Annotated in this window: 25 protein-coding genes; 4 read left to right on the forward strand and 21 right to left on the reverse strand. The window is 70.0% G+C overall.

Going from position 1 to position 21,949, the window contains the following annotated elements:
- The first annotated feature begins 278 nt into the window (after window positions 1-278).
- Window positions 279-635: a hypothetical protein gene (locus DYI95_RS08625; RefSeq protein ID WP_147308098.1), complete on the forward strand. Its 357-nt coding sequence runs from the start codon at window positions 279-281 to the stop codon at window positions 633-635.
- A 16-nt stretch (window positions 636-651) separates the two neighbouring features.
- Here DYI95_RS08625 and DYI95_RS08630 read toward each other — a convergent pair whose 3' ends face one another.
- Both DYI95_RS08630 and DYI95_RS08635 read right to left on the reverse strand, forming a co-directional pair.
- Window positions 652-1,320, reverse strand: coding sequence for a GNAT family N-acetyltransferase (locus DYI95_RS08630; protein ID WP_203530606.1), 669 nt, complete (start codon window positions 1,318-1,320; stop codon window positions 652-654).
- Between the two features lie 167 nt (window positions 1,321-1,487).
- Entirely contained in the window at window positions 1,488-2,765 is a 1,278-nt protein-coding gene (locus DYI95_RS08635; RefSeq protein WP_164581353.1) for a M14 family zinc carboxypeptidase, read from the reverse strand.
- Between the two features lie 235 nt (window positions 2,766-3,000).
- Between DYI95_RS08635 and DYI95_RS08640 the strand changes: the two genes are divergently transcribed.
- Window positions 3,001-3,762, forward strand: coding sequence for a hypothetical protein (locus DYI95_RS08640; protein ID WP_243149710.1), 762 nt, complete (start codon window positions 3,001-3,003; stop codon window positions 3,760-3,762).
- 446 nt (window positions 3,763-4,208) lie between these two features.
- On the opposite strand, the gene hypF is transcribed toward DYI95_RS08640, so the two are convergent.
- The 19 genes from hypF to DYI95_RS08735 form a co-directional block, all read right to left on the reverse strand.
- Window positions 4,209-6,467 carry a carbamoyltransferase HypF gene (hypF, locus tag DYI95_RS08645; protein WP_116900195.1) on the reverse strand — a complete coding sequence of 753 codons (2,259 nt, stop codon included), beginning with the start codon at window positions 6,465-6,467 and terminating at the stop codon, window positions 4,209-4,211.
- Between the two features lie 93 nt (window positions 6,468-6,560).
- Window positions 6,561-6,827: a glutaredoxin family protein gene (locus DYI95_RS08650; protein ID WP_116900194.1), complete on the reverse strand. Its 267-nt coding sequence runs from the start codon at window positions 6,825-6,827 to the stop codon at window positions 6,561-6,563.
- Entirely contained in the window at window positions 6,820-8,025 is a 1,206-nt protein-coding gene (locus tag DYI95_RS13115) for an SIS domain-containing protein (RefSeq protein ID WP_116900193.1), read from the reverse strand. The genes DYI95_RS08650 and DYI95_RS13115 overlap by 8 nt, the downstream gene beginning before the upstream one ends.
- 21 nt (window positions 8,026-8,046) lie before the next feature.
- A complete protein-coding gene (hypE, locus tag DYI95_RS08660) occupies window positions 8,047-9,090 on the reverse strand; it encodes a hydrogenase expression/formation protein HypE (protein WP_116900192.1) in 1,044 nt (347 codons plus the stop codon).
- A 50-nt stretch (window positions 9,091-9,140) separates the two neighbouring features.
- Window positions 9,141-9,830 carry a hypothetical protein gene (locus tag DYI95_RS08665; protein WP_116900191.1) on the reverse strand — a complete coding sequence of 230 codons (690 nt, stop codon included), beginning with the start codon at window positions 9,828-9,830 and terminating at the stop codon, window positions 9,141-9,143.
- A gap of 108 nt (window positions 9,831-9,938) precedes the next feature.
- The gene (hypD, locus tag DYI95_RS08670; protein ID WP_116900190.1) at window positions 9,939-11,051 is read right to left on the reverse strand and encodes a hydrogenase formation protein HypD; all 1,113 of its coding nucleotides are present in this window, start codon (window positions 11,049-11,051) and stop codon (window positions 9,939-9,941) included.
- Window positions 11,048-11,317 (reverse strand): HypC/HybG/HupF family hydrogenase formation chaperone, encoded by a 270-nt coding sequence (locus tag DYI95_RS08675; protein WP_116900189.1) that lies wholly within the window; start codon window positions 11,315-11,317, stop codon window positions 11,048-11,050. The genes hypD and DYI95_RS08675 overlap by 4 nt, the downstream gene beginning before the upstream one ends.
- Window positions 11,314-11,634, reverse strand: a complete 321-nt coding sequence (locus DYI95_RS08680; RefSeq protein WP_116900188.1) for a HypC/HybG/HupF family hydrogenase formation chaperone — start codon at window positions 11,632-11,634, stop codon at window positions 11,314-11,316. Before DYI95_RS08680 ends, DYI95_RS08675 begins: the two co-directional genes overlap by 4 nt.
- A 118-nt stretch (window positions 11,635-11,752) precedes the next feature.
- Window positions 11,753-12,871: an NHL repeat-containing protein gene (locus DYI95_RS08685; RefSeq protein WP_116900187.1), complete on the reverse strand. Its 1,119-nt coding sequence runs from the start codon at window positions 12,869-12,871 to the stop codon at window positions 11,753-11,755.
- The gene (locus DYI95_RS08690; RefSeq protein WP_203530608.1) at window positions 12,853-13,755 is read right to left on the reverse strand and encodes a NifU family protein; all 903 of its coding nucleotides are present in this window, start codon (window positions 13,753-13,755) and stop codon (window positions 12,853-12,855) included. The genes DYI95_RS08685 and DYI95_RS08690 overlap by 19 nt, the downstream gene beginning before the upstream one ends.
- Window positions 13,752-14,129: a hypothetical protein gene (locus DYI95_RS08695; RefSeq protein ID WP_116900186.1), complete on the reverse strand. Its 378-nt coding sequence runs from the start codon at window positions 14,127-14,129 to the stop codon at window positions 13,752-13,754. Before DYI95_RS08695 ends, DYI95_RS08690 begins: the two co-directional genes overlap by 4 nt.
- Window positions 14,116-15,366, reverse strand: a complete 1,251-nt coding sequence (locus DYI95_RS08700) for a tetratricopeptide repeat protein (protein ID WP_203530609.1) — start codon at window positions 15,364-15,366, stop codon at window positions 14,116-14,118. The genes DYI95_RS08695 and DYI95_RS08700 overlap by 14 nt, the downstream gene beginning before the upstream one ends.
- A 28-nt stretch (window positions 15,367-15,394) precedes the next feature.
- Window positions 15,395-15,748, reverse strand: coding sequence for a hypothetical protein (locus DYI95_RS08705; RefSeq protein WP_203530611.1), 354 nt, complete (start codon window positions 15,746-15,748; stop codon window positions 15,395-15,397).
- The gene (locus DYI95_RS08710; RefSeq protein WP_116900184.1) at window positions 15,738-16,205 is read right to left on the reverse strand and encodes a hydrogenase maturation protease; all 468 of its coding nucleotides are present in this window, start codon (window positions 16,203-16,205) and stop codon (window positions 15,738-15,740) included. Before DYI95_RS08710 ends, DYI95_RS08705 begins: the two co-directional genes overlap by 11 nt.
- 54 nt (window positions 16,206-16,259) lie before the next feature.
- Window positions 16,260-17,897, reverse strand: coding sequence for a nickel-dependent hydrogenase large subunit (locus DYI95_RS08715; protein WP_116900183.1), 1,638 nt, complete (start codon window positions 17,895-17,897; stop codon window positions 16,260-16,262).
- A 118-nt stretch (window positions 17,898-18,015) separates the two neighbouring features.
- Window positions 18,016-18,987, reverse strand: coding sequence for a hydrogenase small subunit (locus DYI95_RS08720; protein ID WP_116900182.1), 972 nt, complete (start codon window positions 18,985-18,987; stop codon window positions 18,016-18,018).
- 106 nt (window positions 18,988-19,093) lie between these two features.
- A complete protein-coding gene (hypB, locus tag DYI95_RS08725) occupies window positions 19,094-19,807 on the reverse strand; it encodes a hydrogenase nickel incorporation protein HypB (RefSeq protein WP_116900181.1) in 714 nt (237 codons plus the stop codon).
- Window positions 19,788-20,162 (reverse strand): hydrogenase maturation nickel metallochaperone HypA, encoded by a 375-nt coding sequence (hypA, locus tag DYI95_RS08730; RefSeq protein WP_116900180.1) that lies wholly within the window; start codon window positions 20,160-20,162, stop codon window positions 19,788-19,790. The genes hypB and hypA overlap by 20 nt, the downstream gene beginning before the upstream one ends.
- Window positions 20,163-20,165: 3 nt before the next feature.
- Window positions 20,166-20,774: a DUF1641 domain-containing protein gene (locus DYI95_RS08735; RefSeq protein WP_116900179.1), complete on the reverse strand. Its 609-nt coding sequence runs from the start codon at window positions 20,772-20,774 to the stop codon at window positions 20,166-20,168.
- 446 nt (window positions 20,775-21,220) lie between these two features.
- On the opposite strand from DYI95_RS08735, the gene DYI95_RS12680 reads away from it, so the two are divergent.
- Together DYI95_RS12680 and DYI95_RS12685 are read left to right on the forward strand one after the other, a co-directional pair.
- Complete coding sequence (locus DYI95_RS12680; RefSeq protein ID WP_243149712.1) at window positions 21,221-21,511, forward strand: hypothetical protein; 291 nt, start codon at window positions 21,221-21,223, stop codon at window positions 21,509-21,511.
- Window positions 21,484-21,915: a hypothetical protein gene (locus tag DYI95_RS12685; RefSeq protein WP_243149713.1), complete on the forward strand. Its 432-nt coding sequence runs from the start codon at window positions 21,484-21,486 to the stop codon at window positions 21,913-21,915. The genes DYI95_RS12680 and DYI95_RS12685 overlap by 28 nt, the downstream gene beginning before the upstream one ends.
- The last annotated feature ends 34 nt before the right edge of the window (window positions 21,916-21,949 follow it).

Raw genomic sequence — 21,949 nt, forward strand, 5'->3', positions numbered from 1 at the left:
AGCTGATCGACGAGATGCTCGCCGTGGGCCGCCCTGCGTACGAGGAGGACCTGATCGATCGGCTGCTGGCCGATCTCCTGGCGGCGGTCCACGCCGGGATGGCCATCCCCCACCCAAACCCCTGACCACGTGGGCCACGACGCGGAACATCAACGACGCGGGACACACAGTGGAACGCGTTTCGAATGGAACCTCTATATACTGCAGACAAGGACGAGACTGAAAGAAGACCTTTAAGAAGACCTTCAGGTTGGCCGGTGCAGAGATGGGGGAGCCAGATGCGGCGTGTTGTTCGGTGGTTTGGCGTAGTCGCCGTGTTGCTGGCCATCATCGTGGCCAACCTGGCGGCGCTACCAGCCGTCGCGGTGATGGTGACCCTCGGCCTCGCCGTTGGCATCGTCACCGCCCGCGCCCGCAGGGCAGCCCTGGCAGCGCTGGCCCTCGTGGGGATGGCCAGCACGATCCTGGCCGCGTGGCTCTGGCGCGTCGGCTTTCAACGGGCGGACGCCAACATGCCGGAGTTGCGCTGGACCGGTCTGTGGTGGCCCCTGGCGGCGATCGCGGTGGGTTCTCTGGTGTCCTTCGCCGGTATATACCTGAAGCAGCTGCGGGAGCTCGACGATCGCCAGCACTAAGAGCCATTCTTGGCGGTCATCGCGCATTCGTGGCCTCCCAATCCCGCCGCAGGATGGCGTACAGACGCAGGTCGACGAACCGCCCCTTGCTGTACATCACCTCCCGCAGCAGCCCCTCGTACCGCATGCCGGCCTTCTCCATCACCCGCGCCGACGCCCGGTTCTCCGGGATGCAGCGCGCCTCGATGCGGTTGAGCCCCATCCTTCTGAACCCGTAGTCAATGAGGGTGCAGACGGCCTCCGTCATCAGGCCGCGGCCCCAGTAGGCTCGGCCCATGGCGTAGCCGAGCTCGGCCCGGGCGTGCTGGGGCGCCCAGGCGACGAAATCCACGGTCCCGATCACCCGCCCCGTCTCCCGCAGGACCATGGCCCAGGGGGCATTCCGGTCGTCCCGGTAGGCCTGGACCATGGCTTCCACGAAGGTCCGGCTGTCTTCGAGACTCCGGTGGGCCTCCCAGGTGGTATACCGGGCCACCTCCGGGTCCGACGCATAGGCGTAGACGTCGTCGACATCGTCCAAGGTCAACGGGCGGAGGATCAGGCGGGGCGTCTCCAACACCGGCAGGTTGCGGAAGAATCCTTCACGAACGGAGGGATCCGGCGCCGGGCCGGAGGACTGCGTCGTCAACCGCTCGCCTTGATCGGGTCCACCGGCCTCCCGGTTCGTTTCGTCCAAACCATCCATTCTGTATGACCTCCTCTCCCAGGGTGGCGTGGGTGCGCTGCCGCTGGGTTGCCCCCATCGTACCCTTCGAGAACCGAAACACGCCACGGGGCGAGCCCTTGGCGTGGCTCGCCCCGTGCTCCGCCGCTTGCCCTGTCTGGCTTTCGGCACCGCCGGGCCTTCCGTGCTCAGCGGCCCGCCCCAACCGCCTCCGTCGAAGGCGATGCCGGCTGCCCCGTGCCCGCTCCGTCCCCCTGGTTCTCGATGACGATCCGCAGGCGGTTGTAGTTTCGACCCCGGCCGTCGGGCTTGTGGGTGCGGTAGTTGTAGAGCAGCCGGGCCGCCGTCTCCAGCGCCACCAGGGGCGTCACCCACTCCCGGGCGTGCTCCTGCGCATAGATGAACACGCCCGTGCGCGAGCCATCCCGCCGCTTGCCCATGCGCAGGACCTTGACGGTGAAGGGATCCCGCAAGACGTGGGCTGGTGCTCGCAGGTAGTCGCTGAGCACCACCGGCCCCTCCGGCGCGACGATGCCGGTGGGCTGGGCGTTCCGGTACGGAAAGGCCTGGACCGGCAGGTCGGGGTTGCCGTTGACCGCCTCGATCACCTGGCCGGCGGTGGTGGTCACCGCCCCGTCGGGGCCGGTGGCCAGCGATACGCGGACGGTCCAGGTCGCCTCGTCGTAGCCGACGGACAGGGGCTGGTTCGGCGCTCCGGGATCTTCGAGGAGGATCTGGATGCCGTTGCCCCCCTCGTGCCCCCACGCCTTGGAGTACCAGACGATCGCCCGCGAGGCCGTGCTCCCCGTGACCCCCATGGCCTGGCGTCGGTACCCGTGGGTGCGGTACGGCAGTTCGATGATCTCCGTCAGGTCGGGGAACTCCCGGGCCAGCGCCTCGAGCCGCGCGTAGACCTCGGTGGGATCCATGTAGTGGTCGACGAACCCCGTGGGGTAGTTCCCCTCGAAGGAGAACCGGGCGTCCTGGGACGGCCACGGCTCGACGGCGGCTTGCGCCTCCGCCCCGTCGGCACCCGTCACCCGGACCGCCTCTGGCAGCGACGCCACGGGCACCAGCAGGGAGTGATACATGTACACCCCCGCGTCGACGAAGGGCGTCATGGTGCCCAGGTGCTGCCCGCTCTCCGCGTCATAGACGTCGAGCAACGCTTGGGCGCCCATCGCCGCCCGGGCTTCCACCGACACGAAGGGCCCGGCGTAGTTCTCGAAGCCGTCGGCCCGCAGGATGCGGATGGGCTCCTCGTGGGTCGCCATTCCGGACGAACGGGCCTCCGGGCTTGCCGCTGCGGTAACCGCCGGGGCGGCGGAGTCCGATGCCGTCATCGGTTGCAGGCCCAGGGCAGCCAGCCGGCGGGCCTGTTCGTCCGACACCACCAGGTCGATGGTCAACCGGCCCTGGGCGTCTTGGAACACGGGAGCTTCCACAGCGATACCCAGCTGCTGCACGCGGGCCAGGACGGGTCCCCGACCGGGGAACCTGGGACTTGCCCTGATCGGGAACTCCGCGCTCCCGATTGGCGTCTCACGATCGACGGGAGATCACCGGGGATTTGCGGCCCAAGGAGCGAGAGGAGGGGTTTCTTTACCCCGGCGAGCGAGAGGAGGGCTTTTGGTCCCTCAGCGGCGCGTGCCCCACCGGTCGGGGCTCTGCCGCATCCTGATCGCGTCGGCGTTGGCGGCCGTGCTCGGCCTTCCGATCGCCTGGCGGGCCGCGGCGGCGGGAGACCCGCAGACGGGGGTTCCGTCCGAGGTGGAACAGGCGGTTCGCAGCGACCTGGCCCGTTGGGTGGGTGTGCTCGCCAGCGATCCCCACTCCCGCGCCCACGGCGTGGAGGACCCCGCCCGCTACTCCCTCGGCGATGGCTACCGGCTCTACCGCCTCAGCCGGTTCGTCCGGCAGGGTGGCGTGGCCACGACCCTGGACCAGTTCACCGAAGCCCAGGACGTGTACCGGTTCGTCGTCAATCTGGACGGGCGGCCGGTGGGGATCGCCGAGGTGCAGCGGCAGGGCGGCCGATGGGCCGTCGTGGGCGTCGGCTACGACGGTCCCGCCGAGACCGCCGGCAACGGCGGCACCGCCACGGGTGGCTTCGCGGACCGCTTGGCCAGGGCACGGGCCTTGTTGGCCGAACGGGGGCTTGCCGCCGACGTGCGGTGGGTCGACCATCCGCCGTATCTCACCGGCCTGGCCGGAAGCGACGGTGCGGACACCTCGTTCATCAGCCTGGGGAACCACCTCGGACTCGCCGAGGGGCACGTCACGAGCCTGGCCGACGTGAGCGCCCGGATCCACCAGGCGGCGGGCACGGATGCGAACGGCACGGATGCGAAGTCGCCGCCCACGACCCCGGACCCCCTGGCGACGGCCCTCGCCGGCGTGGGGGTGCTGGGCGCCGCCGTGGGGGTCGGCGGCTACCTCTGGCTCCGGCGGGCGTCGGGCTAGGACCGTCCCACCCGAAGGACCGGCACAGGTGAACACGGCCGCCCTCCCGAACCGGCCTCCCGCAGCCACGGGCCGCACCGGTCACGAGATTCGGAGCCCGTCCACGGTCATCGCCTCGAGGTGGGGTGACGTCGGGATGGGCGGTCGCCACCATGCGCTGACAATGCCCACCGCCCCATGCGCGCAGGACCTCACCACGCGTTGGCGTAGAGGGTGTACTGCCGTCGCTCGTGTCACTACCCTATCGGCCCCTATCGCTGCCCTCGCGGTCGCCGCTGCGGGGACTTAAGTCCACCCCCGCCGCCACCGCCGCCCACAGGTCGGCCTCCAGGTTGCCGGACCGCGGGCGGGCAGTCAGGCCGTCGATAGAAGATACGAGGAGCTGTCCATCGGGCTTCCTCCCACGAGAACCGGCTCCGTGCCCACCCACCAGACGCTTTCCCCCCTCATTGAGCGGTCCCCACCGCCACCAAGGCTGCCTGTCCCAGGCTGATGCCGCCGTCATTAACCGGTACCTGGTGCCCCGTCCAGACTTCCAGGGTGGAAGCCGCGAACAAGTCCTTCAGATCGGATAGGAGCAACTGGTTCTGGAACACGCCCCCTGACAGGACCACGACGTCGATCCCGTGGACCTCCGCCAGGGCCACCGCCGCCCGGTAGATGCCCTTGGCCAGGCCGCGGTGGAATGCCCGCGCGATGACGGCCGGGTCCCGCCCGCGCAGGCGGTCTTCGACCACCGCCTGCAACAGGGGGCGGAAGTCCAGCTCCCGCCCGTCCCAGGGCATCGGATAGGCGCCGGCCGGCGCCGCGCCCCGGGCCAGGTGTTCGAGCCAGATGGCCGCCTGCCCCTCGAAGGTGATGCCGCCGGCGAAGCCCACCAGGGCGGCCACGGCGTCGAACAGGCGCCCGGCCGACGTGGTGGGGAAGACCCGCACCCCCTTCTCCACCAGCTTCCACGCCATGGCGAAGCGCTCGGGAAGGGCCAGGCGCTTCCGAGCCTCCGCGGCCAGGCCGGGCAGATCCACGAAGAACCCCGCGGCGGCCTGGGCGGGAAAGCGAGCCGCAGCGTCGCCACCGGGCAGGACGGCGTACCGCAGGTGACCGGCCCGGCGGAGCCCTTCTTCCAGGCTGCCCACGAAGAACTCGCCGCCCCAGATGGCCCCGTCGTCCCCGTAGCCGGTGCCGTCGAAGGCCACGCCCACCACCCGCCGCCGCATCGCACCCCGCTCCGCCAGCACGGCGGCGACGTGGGCCCGGTGGTGCTGCACCCCTTGATGGGCGCGGGCCGGCAGGGAGCGGGCGAAGGCAGAGGAACGGTAGTCGGGGTGCAGGTCGAAGGCGACCACCGCCTCTTCCACCGCCACCTCGTACATGCGGAGGAGGTCGTCCACCGCCCGCTCGAAGGCCCGGTACGCCTCATAGTGCTCCAGGTCCCCGATGTGCTGGCTCATGATGGCCTGGCCCGCCACGACCAGGGTGACCGTGTTCTTGAGATCGGCCCCCAGGGCCAGGACGGGCGCTCCGGCCGGAAGGGAGGCGACGGGCAGCGGCGCGTAGCCGCGCCCGCGGCGGATCACCATGGGGCCGAAGGGCCCGGCGCGGGTGACGGAATCGTCCACGTACCGGGCGATGGGACGCTCGCCGATCAGGAAGGCGTCGGCGATGTCGCGCAGGCGTTGGCGGGCGTCGTCGTCCTCGTACACGGTGGGCTCGCTGGAACGGTTGGCGCTGGTCATCACCAGCACCGGCGGTGCGCCGAAGTGGAAGAGCAGGTGGTGGAGAGGCGCGTAGGGGAGCATGACGCCCAGATCCCGGTTGCCGGGTGCCACGCCGGGCAGTTCCCGCCGGGCCGGGGCCAGCACGATGGGGCGTGCCGGCGACGCCAGCAGTTCTTCCGCCTCAGGTGACAGTTCCACCACCGCCCGGGCGGTTTCCAGGTCCCGCACCATCAGGGCGAAGGGCTTGTCCTCCCGCCGCTTCCGCTCCCGCAGCGCCCTCACGGCCCGGTCGTTCTCCGCGTCGCAGGCCAGGTGATACCCGCCCAGCCCCTTGACGGCCAGGATCCACCCCTCCCGGAGAAGGCTGGCGGCGCGGGCGATGGCCTCCCGGTCGCCGTGGACCGGCTCACCCGCACCCAGGAGGAAGTAGTGGGGCCCGCAACGGGGGCAGGCGATGGGCTGTGCATGGAAGCGCCGATGCCGGGGGTCGGAATACTCCGCGGCACACATCGGGCACATCTCCCAGGCGCGCATGGTGGTGCGGCAGCGGTCGTAGGGCAGCCCCTCGATGACCGTGTACCGCGGCCCGCAGTCGGTACAGTTAATGTAGGGATACAGGTAGCGGGGGTCGCGGGGGTCGAACAGTTCCTCCAGGCACGCCGGGCAGGTGGCCATGTCCGGGGGGATGCGGGCCGTGGGGCGGTCGCCGGTGGCGCTGGCCCGGATGACGAAGGCCTCATGGCCTTCCGGCGGCACGTCCCGGACCTCCACCGCGGTCACCCGCGCCGCCGCCGGCGGCCGTTCCTTGAGGTCGGCGACGAAGCCTTCCAGCGCGCCCGGCTCCCCCTCGGCGTGGATGACCACACCTTCCATGCCGTTGAGGACCCAGCCGGAGATCCCCCACCGCTCCGCCAGTCGATAGACGAAGGGGCGAAAGCCGACCCCCTGGACCACTCCCCTCACGCGGATGCGCCACGCCGCCCTCATCGCCTGTCCCCGCCCTTCCTCCCGTGCCGTGAAGGACCGGTTCCGGTGCCGGCGCCGGTGCCGGGATACCCTCCGGTGCGGGCCCGGGCCGGGTCAACCGGGCAACCCGTCGCCGGTTCCGCCCGCCGGCGGGGCCGGCGGGGTGGCAAGGCAGGTTCGTCCCTGGTACCCCACCTGCACGACCCGCCCGTCCTCGGCCAGGACGGGAACCGCCCGGCCCCCCGTCAGGGCCACCAGGCGCCGGAAGGCGTCGGGATCTGCCTCCACGTCGTACTCGCGGAACTCCTGGCCGCGAAACCACAACTCCTCCCGGAGCTCCCGGGTGTAGGGACACGTGCGGGTTCCGTAGAGTTCAAGCATCGCCGGTCACCACCGCCAGTCCCTCGCGGATCACGTGGTAGATGGATGCATGGACTTCCTGGATGCGAGGAACGTAGTCCGACGGCACCACGATGGCGATGTCCGCCAGCCCGCGCCGCACCACCTCGCCCCCGTCGTATCCCAAGAGCGCCAGCGTGAACAGCCCGCGCTTCCGCGCCTCCTCCAGGGCGAGGACGATGTTCCGTGAGTTGCCACTGGTCGAGATGGCCGCCACCACATCCCCGGGGCGGGCGTGGGCAATGACCTGGCGCAGGAAGATGACCTCCGCCCCCACGTCGTTGGCCAGGGCCGAGAGGATGGCGGGATCCATGGCCAGGGAGACGGCGGGCAGCGGGCGCCACCCCCGGGGCGGGAGGGTCATGTCCAGGGCCCAGTCGTTGGCGTCGGTGGCCGAGCCGCCGTTGCCCAGCAGGATCAGCTGGCCCCCAAGCTCCAGGCGCTCCGCCAGGGTCCGGACGGCCCGGGCGATGGCGTCGGCCTCGGCCTCCGCCACCTCGGCCCGCAGGCGGGCGGTATCCTCCGCCTTGGCCGTGATGGAGGCCGCCACCTCTCCCACCACGGCCGATGTGTCCTGCCCCCGCGCCGACAGGAAGGGGTAGAGGAACCCCGCCGCGCCGGCATCGCCCCCCGTGGAGGCGTCCCGGTGCTCGAAGAACACATGCACCGTTTCCCACAGGGTGTGATAGAGGATCTCCAGCATTTCCTGGTGGACGAAGGGGTCGGGATCGGGCGGCGCCACCCCGTAGCCGCTTGCATCCTGGCCGCGGTGCTCCGGCCCCGGCAGGGCGGGCAGGGCGAAGCAGAAGGCCCCCTGCTGGCGCGCCCGCGCCAGCACGCCCGCCACCTCCGGGTCGCCCTCCGGAGGCCCGAATGCCATCACCATGTCCTCCGGGCGCAGGAGGGCCCCGAAGCCCGCCGGCAACACCGTCGACACGTCCACGGCCGGCAGCGCCCGCTTGCCTACGATCACCGGGTGGACGAACTCCACCGCCACATGCTGGGCGTCGGTGGCGTAGACGCCCCGCCCTGCAGCCAGCAGGCGCCCGCCGGCGAGGAAGCGGCCCGCCATCTCGCGGCAGGCGAGGGCCAGCTGTTCGGCCTCGCACGGGAAGAACCGTGCCGACACCTCCTTGCGGTACAGCAGGCGTTCCCTTACCCACCGTTCCGAGGGTGTCATGACCACCCCTCCGGCCCGCCACTAGCAAATACGTGGCAAGGGGTCGCCCACCAGCATGTCCACCACGCGCGTTCCCCCGAACGACGAGCGGGCCAGGACCACGCCGGCGGGGTCCGAGCCGATCTCGCCGATGCGGGCCGCGTCCTCCCCGCCCGGCATGCCCTGCAGGGCTTCCAGGGCAGCCTCCGCGTGCTCGGGTGCCACCACGGCCACGAACTGCCCCTCATTGGCGATGTGCAGCGGGTCGAGCCCCAGGATCTCGCAGGCGCCCCGCACCGCGGGCCGCACGGGGATCGCCTCCTCGTCCAACATCACCGCCACCCGGGCCTGCCGTGCCAGCTCGTTCAGTGCCGTGGCCACGCCGCCCCGGGTGGGGTCCCGCATCCAGCGGATGCCGGGGCCCGCCGTCTCGATCATGGCGGCCACCAGCGGCCACAGCGGCCGGGTGTCGGAGACCAGGTCCGCCTCCAGGTCCAGCTCGCCGCGCGCCAGCAACACCGTGATGCCGTGGTCGCCGATGGGCCCGGAGAGCAGGATCTGATCCCCCGGCCGGACGGACGCGGCGGAAAGGGTGACGCGGGGGTCCACCACACCGATTCCGGCGGTGGTGATGTAGAGCCCGTCGGCCTTCCCGTGCTCCACCACCTTGGTGTCCCCGCCCACCACGTCCACGCCGGCGTTCCGGGCCGCTTCCGCCATGGCCTCGACTTCCTGCTCGAGAACGTCCGTGGGTAGCCCCGCTTCCACGATCCACGTGGCCACCAGTGCCAGCGGCCGGGCGCCGGCCACGGCCAGGTCGTTCACGGTGCCGTGGACCGACAGAGCGCCGATGGAGCCCCCCGGAAACCGCAGGGGTTTTACGACGAAGCTGTCCCCCGTCAGGGCCAGGCGCAAGCCCTGAGTGCCGGGGATTTCCACGTACGCCGCGTCCCCCAGTTCGGCCAGGGCTTCGTTAGCCAGGTAGGGGACCAGTAGGCCCTCGATCAGCCGCCGGCTGGCCTTGCCCCCGGCCCCGTGGGCCAGCTCGATCCGAGGGTCCTGAAAGCGCACCCTGGTGGTCTCCATGGCGGTTCCTCGCCTCTCTTCTTCCATGACTGTTGACGTCCGGAGTTCCCTCACGCCAGCAGGTCCGGCAGCAAGGACCAGAGTATGAACCCACCCCAGGCGAGGCTGGCCAGGGCGGCGGCGGCGCGTACGGCGGCGTGCAGGAACAACCGGCGAGAAGTAACCGCCACCGCCGGCGCGGCCACGCAGAGGGTCATAAGGAACATGCCGAGCAGCGTGCCAGCACCGAACAGGAGCAGCCAGAGCACGGCACCGCCCGGGTCCGGTGACGCCTGCAGGGCCATCACGGCCGCCGCCCCGCTGCCCCCGAGCCCGTGCGCCACCCCGAAGGCGAAGGTGACGCGCTGGCGGTTCTGCCCCATCCGGAACGGGTGCCGGTGGCCGGGCCGGTGGAAGTGGCCATGGGTGATCTCCTCGTGCCGGTGGGTGGCGAAGTGCACGCCGCTGCGGGCCAGGCGCCGCAAGGTAACCAGCCCCAGGACGATCAGGAGCACACCCACGCCCGCCTCCGTGAGATGTTCGAAGCGCGCCGGGAGTTGCAGGCGGAAGACCACCAGCGGCAGCCCCACGGTCGCCACGGGAAGGAGGTGCCCCATCCCCCAGACGAATCCGAGCCAGGCCGCCGGTCGCAGGCGCCGTTCTTCGGCGGCCAGGGTTGATACGGCCACCACATGGTCTGGCTCCAGGGCATGGCGCACCCCGAGGAATAGCGCCAGGCCCAGCAACGCCCAGCCGTCCATCACGATACCTCCTTATGGGCCCGCACCTGCGCGCACTTCGCGATGCGCCTCAGCGGGCCGGGACGGCCCGGCCGCCGGCGGCAGGACTCGCGTCCGCGGTCGCTCATTTCAGCCACCCACCGCCTGGCGGAGGTAGACATGATGGTAGTAGGCGGCGCACGCCCCTTCCGACGACACCATCAACGCGCCGACCGGGTGCTCCGGCGTGCACTCCTTGCCGAAGAGCTTGCACTGATGGGGTTTAAGGACGCCCTTTAGCACCTCGCCGCACTGGGCCGCCTTGGGATCGGTGACGCGCACGCCCTGTACACCGAAGCGGACTTCGGCGTCCCATTCGGCGAACTCCGGCCGCAGCTTGAGGGCCGACTGGGAGATGAACCCCAGGCCGCGCCACTCGAAGAAGGGGCGCACCTCAAACACCTCGGCCATGGCCTGCAGCGCCGCCCGGTTGCCCTCCCAGGGCACGGCGCGGGCGTACTGGTTCTCCACCTCGGCCCGGCCCTCACGCAGTTGCCGGAGCAGCATGAGGATGGATTGTAGCAAGTCAAGGGGCTCGAAGCCCGAGATGACCACGGGCTTGCCGTACTGCTTGGGAATGAACTCGTAGGGCCGGGCACCGATGACAGTGGATACGTGGCCCGGCCCGATGAAACCATCCAGGCGCATGTCGGGAGACTCCAGGATGGCGCGGATGGCCGGCAGGATAAGGACGTGGTTCGAAAAGACGGTAAGGTTGCGCACGCCCAGTGACCGGGCCCGGAGCAGGGTCAGGGCCGTCGACGGGGCCGTAGTCTCGAAGCCGATGGCGAAAAAGACTACCTGGCGATCGGGGTTGTCCAGCGCCAGCTTGAGCGCGTCAAGGGGCGAGTACACCATGCGGATGTCGGCTCCGCGGGCTTTCAACTCCAGGGGCGTCCCCCGCCGGCCGGGCACCCGCATAACGTCCCCGAAAGCGGTGAAGATGACCTCCGGCCGCTCGGCGATGGCGAGCCCGTCGTCCATCCGCCCCATGGGCAGCACGCAAACGGGGCAGCCCGGCCCGTGGACCAGCTCGATGTTGTCGGGCAGCAGGTTCTGCAACCCGAAACGGTAGATGGAGAAGGTGTGCCCGCCGCAGACCTCCATGATGCGATAGTGGCGATTGGGGTCCACAATGCGGCGAATCTCATCCGCCGTCTTCCGGATCAGCTCCGGGTCACGAAACTCGTCGACGTACTTCACCGGTCCCCCTCCACCTTCCCCTCCGGCTTGCTGGCGCGCCCGATGGCGATCCCGGCGTGGACCAGGAGGATGTCACCCGCGCGGGAGTCCGGGACGAAGTCGACGGCCACGGTCTCCCGACGGCCCGCTTCATCCTCGACAAGGGCCTCGGCGCCGCACACCTCCACCACCCGTACCGGCACCGCCACGTCGCCGCAGGTGATGCAGGTGCCCGCCTCCCCCGGGGTGCACACGTCCGGCGGCCTCCCGTTGGTCTCCACCGTCATGAGGCCCCCGCTCCTTGCCCGGCCGCACCGGGCGCAGGGCCGCCCGTGCCGCCGAAGGCGTAGCCCCGGACCTCCTGCAGGGCTTCCTCGGCCTCGCCCAGCATGGCCAGGAGGCGCAACTGGTCCCGGGCCTGTTCCTCGCTGATCTTGCTCATGGCAAAGCCCACGTGGATCAGTACCCAGTCATCAGGTTGCAGCCCCTCCTGCCGCAGCAGGTCCACGTTGATCTTGCGCCGTACCCCCGACACGTCCACCACGGCGTAGTGGGGCTCGTCCTCCAGCAGCTGGACGATCCGCCCCGGAATCGCCAGGCACATGGCCGCTCTCCCTCTCCTTTCCCCGTGTTTCCTCGTCTTTCCCCGTTGTCGCCGCCCCCGTCCTCGCCCGTTTCCGCCGTCACCCGGCTCCCCCTCCCCCGGGGACGGGGTAATCCCGTCAACAGGTGGCGCCCTCCTCACACGCAGCCAGCCGCCAGAGCACGACCCGGTTGTTGCCGGAGTCGGCGATGGCCAGCAGGTCACCGTGGCCCCAGAGGCCGTAAGGCCAGCAGAGCGTGTCCCGGCCCACCACCTGCCAGCGGTTCTCGCCCGAGCCTTCGAAATCGGCCTGCCCGATGACGTGGGTCGCGGCAAGGTACGCGCCCCGCCGCGGGGGGCCGGGGAAGAGGAGCACCCGGTTGTTGGCGGTGTCGGCCACCGCTAGGTACCCGGCGCACAGGGCCACGCCGTAAGGAAACCGGAGGCGGCGCGGCCCCTGGGGGATGTCCGGGAGTTCGAAGGCCCGGTCGAAATCTTCCTGGCCCAGGACCAGGTTCGCCGCGCGATCCGCCACCGGCGGCGGTGTGAACCCCAGCACCCGGTGATTGCCGGCGTCGGCCACATAGAGAGTGATACCGTCGCCGGCCAGGGCATGGGGCCACCGGAAGCTATCCGGGCCCACGCCCCGGCCCCGGTTCTCCTCGCCGCTAGCCGCATCAGGCTGGCCGAGCACGAGGTCCGGGGGCCGCAGGCCCTCGGGAATTGCCCGCCATCCCAACACGCGGCGATTTCCAGTGTCGGCCACGTAGAACCACCCATCGACGAAGGCGAACCCGTAGGGCCAACGCAATCCCGAGGCCGGCGTCGCGCCACCGCCGTTGGGAGCGGTACCGTCCAAGTCGGATTGGCCGATCACCGCGTCCGGCGGGCACCCGCTGTCTTCGGGCAGGCCGTCCCATACCAGGAGGCGGTGATGCCATGCGTCGGCCACCACCAGGCAGCCTTCCACCACCGCCACGGCCGTGGGAAGGTGGAGCAGGCCGGGCCCCTCCGTTTCGAAATCCCCGTGCCCCAGCACCACGTCCGCGGGCTGGTGGTCGACCTCCGGCAGGTCGTGCCAGATGAGGACCCGGTGATTGCCGGTGTCCGCCACGACCAGCACCCGGTCGTCCAGGTACACGCCCCGGGGAGCGTAGAGGGCCACCCTGCTGGGGCGGGCCGGCGGCAGGGCAAGGCCGCCCGGCGCCGGCGCTCCCAACCAGCACACGGGCTCCGCCGTCAGTGCGGGCGCACCCATACCCGCTGCCCCTCCACCCGCACCGGGAACGGTTCCAACTGCACGTGGGGAGCGGTCAGGCACTCTCCCGTCGTCAGGTCGAAGCGGAAACCGTGCCACGGGCACGTGATCACGGTCCCGTCCACGGTGCCCTCCTCCAGGGGCATGCCCATGTGGGGACACTGGTTGCGGAAGGCCATGACCCGGGACCCCAGGCGCACCAGCAGCACGTCGTGCTCGCCCGCCCGGAACCGGACGGGCTTGCCCTCCGCCAGGTTCGTCACCGGCGGCCCTTCCACCCATCCCTTCTCTTCGAGCACCCCGGACTGCGGCCCCACGAAGCCCGCCACCGGCTCGGCTCCCACCACCACGATCTCCCGGACCTCGGGTACCCGGGCCTTGACAACTTCCTCCACCCCGTCTCGCAGGGTCCGGGCAGAGAGGGAGCAGCCGGCACACGCACCGTGTAGCCGGACGTAAACGACATCGCCCTCCACCTTGACCAGGTCCACATCGCCGCCGTGAGAGCGCATGTACGGGCGCACCTCTTCCAGGGCGGCGGCCACCCGCGCCGTCAGGTCGGGCCGCACGATGCCGTGCAAGTGGAACAGGGCGTAGATCGCCGGATCTTCCACAACCCGGAAGAGCAGCTCCTTGCCGGCCTCCGTGGCCCGCAACACCCGAACGAGCCGGCGGAGGGCGTGCCGGTGAAAGGCCTCGATGGCTTCCTTGAGCTCCATCGCCTTCTGGCGGGCCTCGTCCGGCAACTCCCGGATGGCCGCCAGGGCACGGTCGACGGCAGCGGCCAGGGACTCGAAGTCGCCTTCGGCAGAGCCGTGTCCGGCCGCGCCTTGCCCAATGCTGTCTTCCCTGCGCGTCTGCTGCTGGGGGAGCGCGATGGTCAATCACCCCCGAAAGCCAGCCCTCGTTCGAGGACTTCTTCGGTCTTTGTCTGGAGGAGGTTCTCGAAGACCCTCCTGGCCATGTACTGGAGAATCTCGCCGACGCTTGCCCCGATGGGAAGGTCTTCCTCGCCGTCCCAACGCCGGTCAGCCAGCGCTTGGAGCACCAGACACGCCCCGCCCGGCGTGTCCAGCAGGCAGTCCCGGAAGAAGGCTTCGACGAACCGTCCCAGCCAGATCCCCTCCCCATGGGGATCGGCGCGCAACCGTTGCAGGGCGGGAGCCACGCCCCCGTTGCGCTGGATGATGCGCTCGCTGAAACGGTCGACGGCCATGGCCAGAAGCATGTCCACGTACTGGCGTTCATGGGGTTCCACGGGTCATCCCACCCCCTTCTTCCGCGGGTGCCGGCGTGGCCTGCCGCCTCCGCAACCGCCCGATGTCCTCCAGGACCGCCTCCACGGCCGCGGCCGCCCCGGTGTCCCCGTGCTCCTGGAACAGGCGGCGTGCCTCCTGCAGGCGCGGCTCCGCCTGGGCCAGGTGGCCCAGATGAGCCAGCGCGTTCCCCTGGTTGGCCAGCACCCGGGCATAACCCAGGGGGTCTTCCCCGGGCCGCCGCACGGCCAGGACCTGGTCGTAGAGCGCCACCGCCTCCCGCAGGTTGTTTGCCGGATGGGCGCTCGGCACGTGCTGCAGGGCGTTGGCCAGGTTCAGGGTCGCGCTTGCCCAGAGCTCGGGATGGGTGTCCCGCTGAAACACCCGCAGTGCCTCCCGCAGGGCCTGCACGGCTACTGCCGCGCGCAAGCGTGCCGCGCGGTCCTCCGGCGGCATCGCCAGGTAGGCCAGGGCGAGGTTCATCTGGGCCATGGCGTAGGCCTCCGGGTGGGTGTCCCGCCGGAAGACCTTGAGCGCCTCCTGGTAGCATCGGGCCGCTTCCAGCAACGGTCCCTTCCTGCCGCCGGCCAGCCCCTGGTAGGCGGAACCCAATTGGAACCAGAGTTCCGCCCTGACCTCGGGGAAGTCGGAATCCTCCAAGAGCCGGATCGCCCTGCGATAGCCCTCAATGGCCTCGTCCTCCCGGCCCGCCTCCACGTGGCACAATGCCGCCCACTCGGCATAGAGGCGTGCCGCCAGCACGGGCGAGACCTCCTCCGCGGCGCCCGCCGCCGTCCGGAGCCGCTCCAGCCCGGCGGCCCGGTCGCCCCGCTGCAGGGCGGCGTAGGCCTGGGTGGCCAGGAGGAAGGCCGCCAGCTCGCCGTCGGCGCCCTCGGGATCGGGCGGCGCGGGGCACAGCCCCACCCGCCAGGCCACGGCGTCCAGTAGAGGCAGCCACTCCGGACCCAGACGCTCCCCGGCCCAGGCGTAGACCTCCGGTTCCGGCCGGAGGACGAACCGGTTGAAGATGCCTTCCGGGCCTTCCGGCAGCCGCCGGATTAGGGCGTCGCCGTCCTCACCCGCCAGGGCCCGGGCGAAGAACTCCCACCCGGCGGGCCACGGCTGGGGCAGCCACCCCCGCAGCATCCCGGCCACCAGTTCCTCGCCCCGCGGAACGGGAGGCAGGACCAGCAGCCCCGCCACCCCCGGGAAAACGCCGATGGGCTGCGGTCGCAACACGGACCCGTCCCACCTTCCTCACGGCAGGCTAGCGGCGGGGAGGCTGGGCGCCGGCAACGCGGCCCGCGGCCGGTTTCACCGGCGTCCCGCTCCCCGGCTCGCGTCCGGCGAGGGGAATGCGCAGGGCCCCCGCCTCGTCGTCCCAGAAAGCCTGCCGCGGCCCGGGCGGCGTCCCTTCCGGCAGGAACTCCCGGACCAGGACGCTGCGGTCACCGCGGGCATTGCGCCACTTCAAGAGCAGCCCGCCGGCTCCCGGATGGCTGACCGGCAGGAGCCACAACTCCCCCCGCCTCACCAGGACAATGGCCGTGCCCGCCGGAAACCTGCCGGCCGCCTCCGCCGGCAGGTGGAGATACCCGCCGTCCGTGATCTCAACCCACACGCTCATCTCTCCCGAGGCGCCGCACGAGATCGGCCGCCAGGCGTTCCATGGCCTCCTGGACCGCCGGGGAGAGCCCCATCCCGGGCTCGAGGCTCGCCGCTTCGATGAGGAACACCGTCACCTTCCGCGGGAAGCGGTCTTTCAGCAGCCACCGCCCGAAGGCGATGGCGTGGTCCCACCGGAAGTCGTGCAAGTTGATGGCCGTGAGCGGCGGTGTTTCCACTTCCTCGCCCGGCACCTCGAAGATGGTGCCCGGCGGGGCGCCGGTGCGGCAGGCGTCGACGATGATCAGCTCCGTCGCCCCGTCGATCTGAAAAGCGACGTCCATCCCCGCGGTGCCGCCGTCCGCCAGGCGCACGCCGGGGGGCGGTCCCAGTTCCCACAGGCGGCGGATCAGCAGCGGGCCGACCCCGTCGTCGCTCCGGAGCAAGTTGCCGCAACCGATGATCACCGTCACGCCCGGACACCCCCTGCCTCACCGGCGCCAGCGCCCCTGCCCCCCCGGGCGGGCTCAGGGCGCACCGGGTCCCACCGTGAAGCGGGCCAGTTCCTTGTGCGTCCGGGCATCGTACGCATGAACGGTGCACACCAGGCAGGAGTCGTAGCTCTGGGCGATGTGAGCCAGTTCCACGGGATCCTCCGGATTGAGTACCGTGGCGCCGATCATCGCCGTCTCGATGGGACCGCGGTTGCCGTGGCGGTCGCGGGGCCCGATGTTCCAGGCCGTCGGGGTGATCACCTGATAGTTCTCGATCTTGCCGTCCTTGATCTGAATCCAGTCGGCCAGGGCTCCTCGCGCCGCCTCCGTGGCGCCGAAACCGCGCCCCTCTGGCAGCTCCTGCGGCTTGATGTAGAACTTCTCGTTCAAGTCCACCTGGGACAGCCACTGGCGCACCAGCCGGTAGTACTTGGCCGCCTCGTGCATACGGGCCAGCACGCGGACCATGACGCTGGGGCCGAGTTCCCGCACGATGTTGAGGAACAGGGGATCGTAATCCTGCCACGGCTCGGCGCCCGGCCGGCCCGCGATCACCTGGCGAGCCAGGGGGCCCGCTTCCAGCGAAACCTCCTCGCCCCCGGGTAGCATGTACCGCGGTGCCTTCGCCCACGTGTACTTGTCCTGCTTCTTGCCCTCCGCCGGATCGACGGGCTCCGTCACCCCTTCGAAGGGGTGCAACGAGGCGCTGCCCCGGAAGAAGGAGTGGGTGTGGTCCTCCCGCACCCGCGCCTGTTCGAAGTCGTGGAAGTCCTCGCCGTCGTATACGCCCGCCCGGGAGATCAGCGCCGCGTTGCGCCCCTCGATGTTCGGGTACCGGTACTTCTCAGGATGGAAGTAGGTGCCCATGGCCAGGTACCGCCCCGGGCCGGCGCCGTACTTGTCCAGGCCGATCTCCAGGCAGTAGCGGATGAAGAGGCCCAGGTCCGAGTCCCGGTGCTGGGGCTTCTCATCCAGCCAGCGCAACACGTCGTCCCAGGTCTCGTTCTCCAGCCAGCGGTCCACGGAGCAGCCCAGCCAGACCCCTTCCAGCCACGTCTCCCGGTAATACTCCAGGATCGAGATGGAACGCGTGATGTCCGACAGCGTGGGGCCGCACATCACACCCCCCGGGACCATAAAGCTGGAGTGGGGCCACTGGCCGCCGAAAATGGCGTAGATCTCCACGGGCTTGGCGGACGTAACCACGCCGACCTCGTAGCTGGTCCCGGTGAAGGGAGCCCACCGGCGGGCCACTTCTTCATACAACTTGGCGCGGGAATAGTTTCGGTGCGTCAGGCCGATGGCGAACAGGGCGTAGAACCAGCGCGGGATGCTTTGCAGCGTCTCGCAGGCCTGGGCGATGTTGCGGATCAAGGTCGCGTTGGGCGGCACCTCGGTCTGCCAGGCGGTGTCCAGGGCGTAGACGGCCTTGTACAGGTGGCTGCCACCGCAAATCCCGCAAATGCGCGGGGTCACGATCAGGCCGGCCTGCGGGTCCTTTCCTTTTAATATGATCTCGAACCCGCGGAACATGGTGGCTTCCGTCCAGGCGTCCACCACCACGCCGTCCTCGATGGCCACGCGGACGTCCAGGTCCCCTTCGACACGCCCCAGGGCGTGCACGTGCACATCCATCTTGGCACCCTGCGTACCCACGGAGTTTGCGCTCATGTCTTTCCCCCGCCTTCGTGTCAGATCCAGTCAGTCACCGGCCTCCATCCCGGTTCCCGGTGGTGGGCGGAGGGTTTCGCCCACCCGGATCACGCACCGCAGATCGCGCCCGGCAAGATCAAGGCACGAACATCTCCTCCCGGGCCCACTTCGGCGCCGCCGCCCGGGCAACGGCCGCATGCAGCGAGTAGCTGAGAGGATCGCTGCCCTGAGGAACCTCCCGGGGAATGGCGCCGAAGACCTTCTGGGTCTTGAACACGGTGCCCGGGGCCAGGTCGAAGAAGGGGAACTGGGGCTCGGTGCAGCCGATGCACGGCATGCCCGCCCGCGTCTTGGACGACTGCCGGTTCCAGAGGATGCGGTTGCAGGGCGAGTGGGTCAGCGGGCCGCGGCAACCATATTCGTAGAACAGGCACCCTTTGCGCGTGCCCTGGCCGAATTCCTCGACCGGCTCCTTCCATTCGAAGTACTGGACGCGGGTGCAGCCGGTCTGGGTGAAGGTCTTGAAGAAGGTCTGCGGGCGCTGCAGGTCGTCCAGCAGCACGTCCTGGGCCCGCCCGGTGGCGATGGCGACGAGGATCTGCGTCACCCAGTCGGGATGGGCGGGACAGCCCGGGATGTTGATCACCGGCAGGCCCGCCCGGGAGCGGAAGTCAGGGCCCAGGAACCCGCCCCGCTTCTCTTTGTGGAACTGCAATCCCGTGGACTCGCTGGGGTTGGGCGGCGTCGCGGGGATGCCTCCCCAGCAGGCGCAGTCCCCGACGGCCACCACGTACTGGGCGACCCCGGCCATCTCCCGCAGCCAGTCCTTCATGGGACGGCCCATGAACGTGTTGTAACGGCCTGTACCGTTGGGCCCCTGGATGACCGTTCCCTCGAAGACCAGGATGTCCAGCGGGATCTCTTCCCGCAGGACCGCTTCCAGGACCCGGCGCGCTTCCTCGCCGAACTCCATGGAGATGGAGTGGTGATAGAGGATGCGGATGCCGAAGTCCGTGACCAGGTCGACGACCGTCGGCTCCTCGGCGTTGAGGAACGACTGGGTGTTGCCGTTGCACGCCCCGCCGTGCAGCCAGACGAGGTTGGCCACTCCCAACCACCTCCGTACCTGCCTCGTGCCGCCCGGCGAGGAGGCTCGCCGGGTCCAGTCTCCTCCCATCAGCGACATTCCCCAGGGGCATGTGCCAGGGGCCCCCTCAGGGGCGCCCGCCCTCTTCGCCCCCCGGCGCGCCCGGAACCGCCGCCGGCGTGCGGCCGGCAGGAGCGTGTTCTTCCAGCCGGGAGAGCCATTCCGCCATGCCGGCGCCCGTCCGTGCGGAAACCTCCAGAACGGGAAGGTCGGGCCGCACCTGTTGCAGCGCCTCGTAGAAGGCGTGCCGGTCGAAGCCTACCGCCTCGGCCAGGTCGACCTTGGTCACGATGACCAGGTCGGCACCCAGGACGATGGTGGGGTATTTCAGAGGCTTGTCTTCGCCTTCCGCGACCGAGAAGAGGACCACCCGCAGGCTCTCGCCCAGGTCGTAGCTGGCCGGGCAGACCAGGTTGCCTACGTTCTCGATGAAGAGGAAGTCCAGCTCGGCGAGATCCCAGCCCTCCAGTGCCCGGCCGACCATCTCGGCCTCCAGGTGGCACACCGTGCCGGTGGTGATCTGCCGGACGGGCGCCCCGCTCTCCTGCAGGCGCCGGCCGTCGTTGTCGGTGGCCAGGTCGCCGACCAGCGCCGCCACGCGATACCGGTCCCGCAGGCGGATCAGCGTCTCCCTCAGCAGGGTGGTCTTGCCCGCTCCGGGGCTGGACACCAGGTTGACCGTGTAGACACCGGCCTGCCGGAACCGCTCCCGCAGTTCCCGGGCCAGGATATCGTTCTTCTTGAGCACGTTTTGCCGGAGCTCAACGATCCGGGGCGCCAAGCCCTTCCCCCTCCTCTCCCTCCAAGGCGAACAGCTCCAGTTCCCGTCCGTGGACGATCTCCGCAGTTCGCGTCCCGCACTCAGGGCACGCCATGGGCAGGGGCTCGGGTAACCGGCGGGGCTGCCGGCAACGCGGGCAGAAGATTTCGACCGGGACCTCTTCGATGGCGAGCCGCGCACCTTCCAGGGGGGTACCGGCGGTAACGATGTCGAAACAGAACAAAAGGGCATCCTTGACCACGCCCGCCAGAACGCCCAGGCGCACGTGTACGGCGCGGACCCGCGTCAAGCCCCGGCGCCGGGCCTCTTCCGCCGCCAGCTCGACCAGGTTCTGGGCGATGGACAGCTCGTGCATCGGTCAGAGTAGCCGCGCGCCATTCCTCTGGGCGCCATGTCTTTGCGCGCCGTTTCCCTGCAGGCCATTCCCCTGGGCGCCATTCCCCCGCTCGGCCAGTTCCCGCGAGAAGCTCTGGGCAAAGGCGAGGGCGAACTGGAGGGCCGGCTGCACGTCAGCGTCTCCCAGCGCGCGCAACAAACCGACCAGGCCGACGCGCTTGGTCTCCGCCCGGGAGACCTGTTCTGACGCCTCGACCATGGCCCGGGCCATATGGCCCACCACCGCCACCGAACGGGTGTCCAGGACGGCGGACCTGAACAGGGCCTGGACCTGCGGCGATTCGATGACCTCTTTGACCCCAGACAGGGCGCTGGAAAGGTCTTCCCACGGTGCCCGCGCCTGTCCGGCGCCGAGGTTCTTCCTTAACGTGATGATCGTTTCGTTGATGGAATCAGCGATCTCCGGCCCGCGGCGCAGGAATTGCTCGACCATTTCCAGGAGGAAAACCAGTTGGTCTAGCTTATCGAGCAGCCGCAGAAGTAGCTCCATTGTGCGGGGATCCGCGAGCCGTTCCATGAGCTGCTGCTCCAGGGGGTGTTCCTCTCGCGTGCGCTCAGCGACCGCCGCCATGATCCCCCTCCTTGGCGGGGTGAGCGTCCTGATGACGGCCCCAGGTCCGTCACCGTCCACGATCACCCAGCCGCTACCGATGTCGATACCATCTAGCCACACGCAACACGAAGAAGCGGTGTCGGGAGGAAAGTAATCCGCCGTATTCAGTTGTCAAAGGGCATTGTGTAAGAGATGGAACCGATCTACATAGGGTATGCATTTTAGGCCATAGTACTATTGACGTAGGTCATTGTCAATGGCTTCCTGGCCCTAGACTCAAAAGCGTGGGGCTGAGAAGGGGAAGGCGGTTGGCGAGCCAAAGGATTGGTAGCCAGTGTCAGACCCCGATGGGTGGTGTTCGTATGCGAGCGCTGGGTGCGTCTCGCCTAAGAACTCGCGCCGTAGTATTGGCTGCAGTGCTCGCTGTCGTCGTCGCGTGCCCTGAGGCGGCCGCCGCCGAAACGGTGACCGGGGTTCCGCCCGAGGTGGAGCAGGCGGCACGGAACGATCTGCCCCGCTGGGTGGGTTCCCTGGCCGCCGATCCCCACTCCGACGCTCATGGAGTCGGCGATCCTACCCGCTATTTCCTCGACGACGGCGTTCGCCTCCACCGCATCAGCCGATTCGCCCGGCAAGGCGGTGTGGCCACCACCCTGGATGCGCTCACGGAAGCCCAGGACGTGTACCGGTTCGTCATTGACCTGGACGGCCGCTGGGGATCGCCGAGGTGCAGCGCCAGGGCGGCCAGTGGGTGATCGTGGGCGTCGGCTACGACGGTTCCGCCGAGACTGCCGGCAACGGCGGCACCGCCACGAATGCGGACTTCCTATGCCGCCTGGCCAAGGCAACGGCCGTCCTGGCCGAGAACGGGCTCACGGCCGACGTGCGCTACATCGACGATCCGCCCCTCGTCATCGGCCTGGCTGGCAGCGACGGCCAGAGGAGCCTGATCGTCAGTCTGGGGGACCACCTTGGCATGACCGACGGTCAGGCCGCCACGCTGGAGGACGTGAGCGCCAGGATCCACGAGGCGGCGGCCATGGACGCCCAGGCGCCGCGGGGGCCCGCATCCCCCCTGGTCGTGGGCCTGATCGGCGTTGCGGTGCTGGGCGCCGTCGTCGCCGGCGGCTACATCCGGCTGCACCGCGCCATAGGCTAGCCTCACGCCGTACCACGGGCTGCGGGCGGCACCG

The organism is Thermaerobacter sp. PB12/4term (assembly GCF_003403315.2).
Lineage (GTDB): Bacteria > Bacillota > Sulfobacillia > Thermaerobacterales > Thermaerobacteraceae > Thermaerobacter.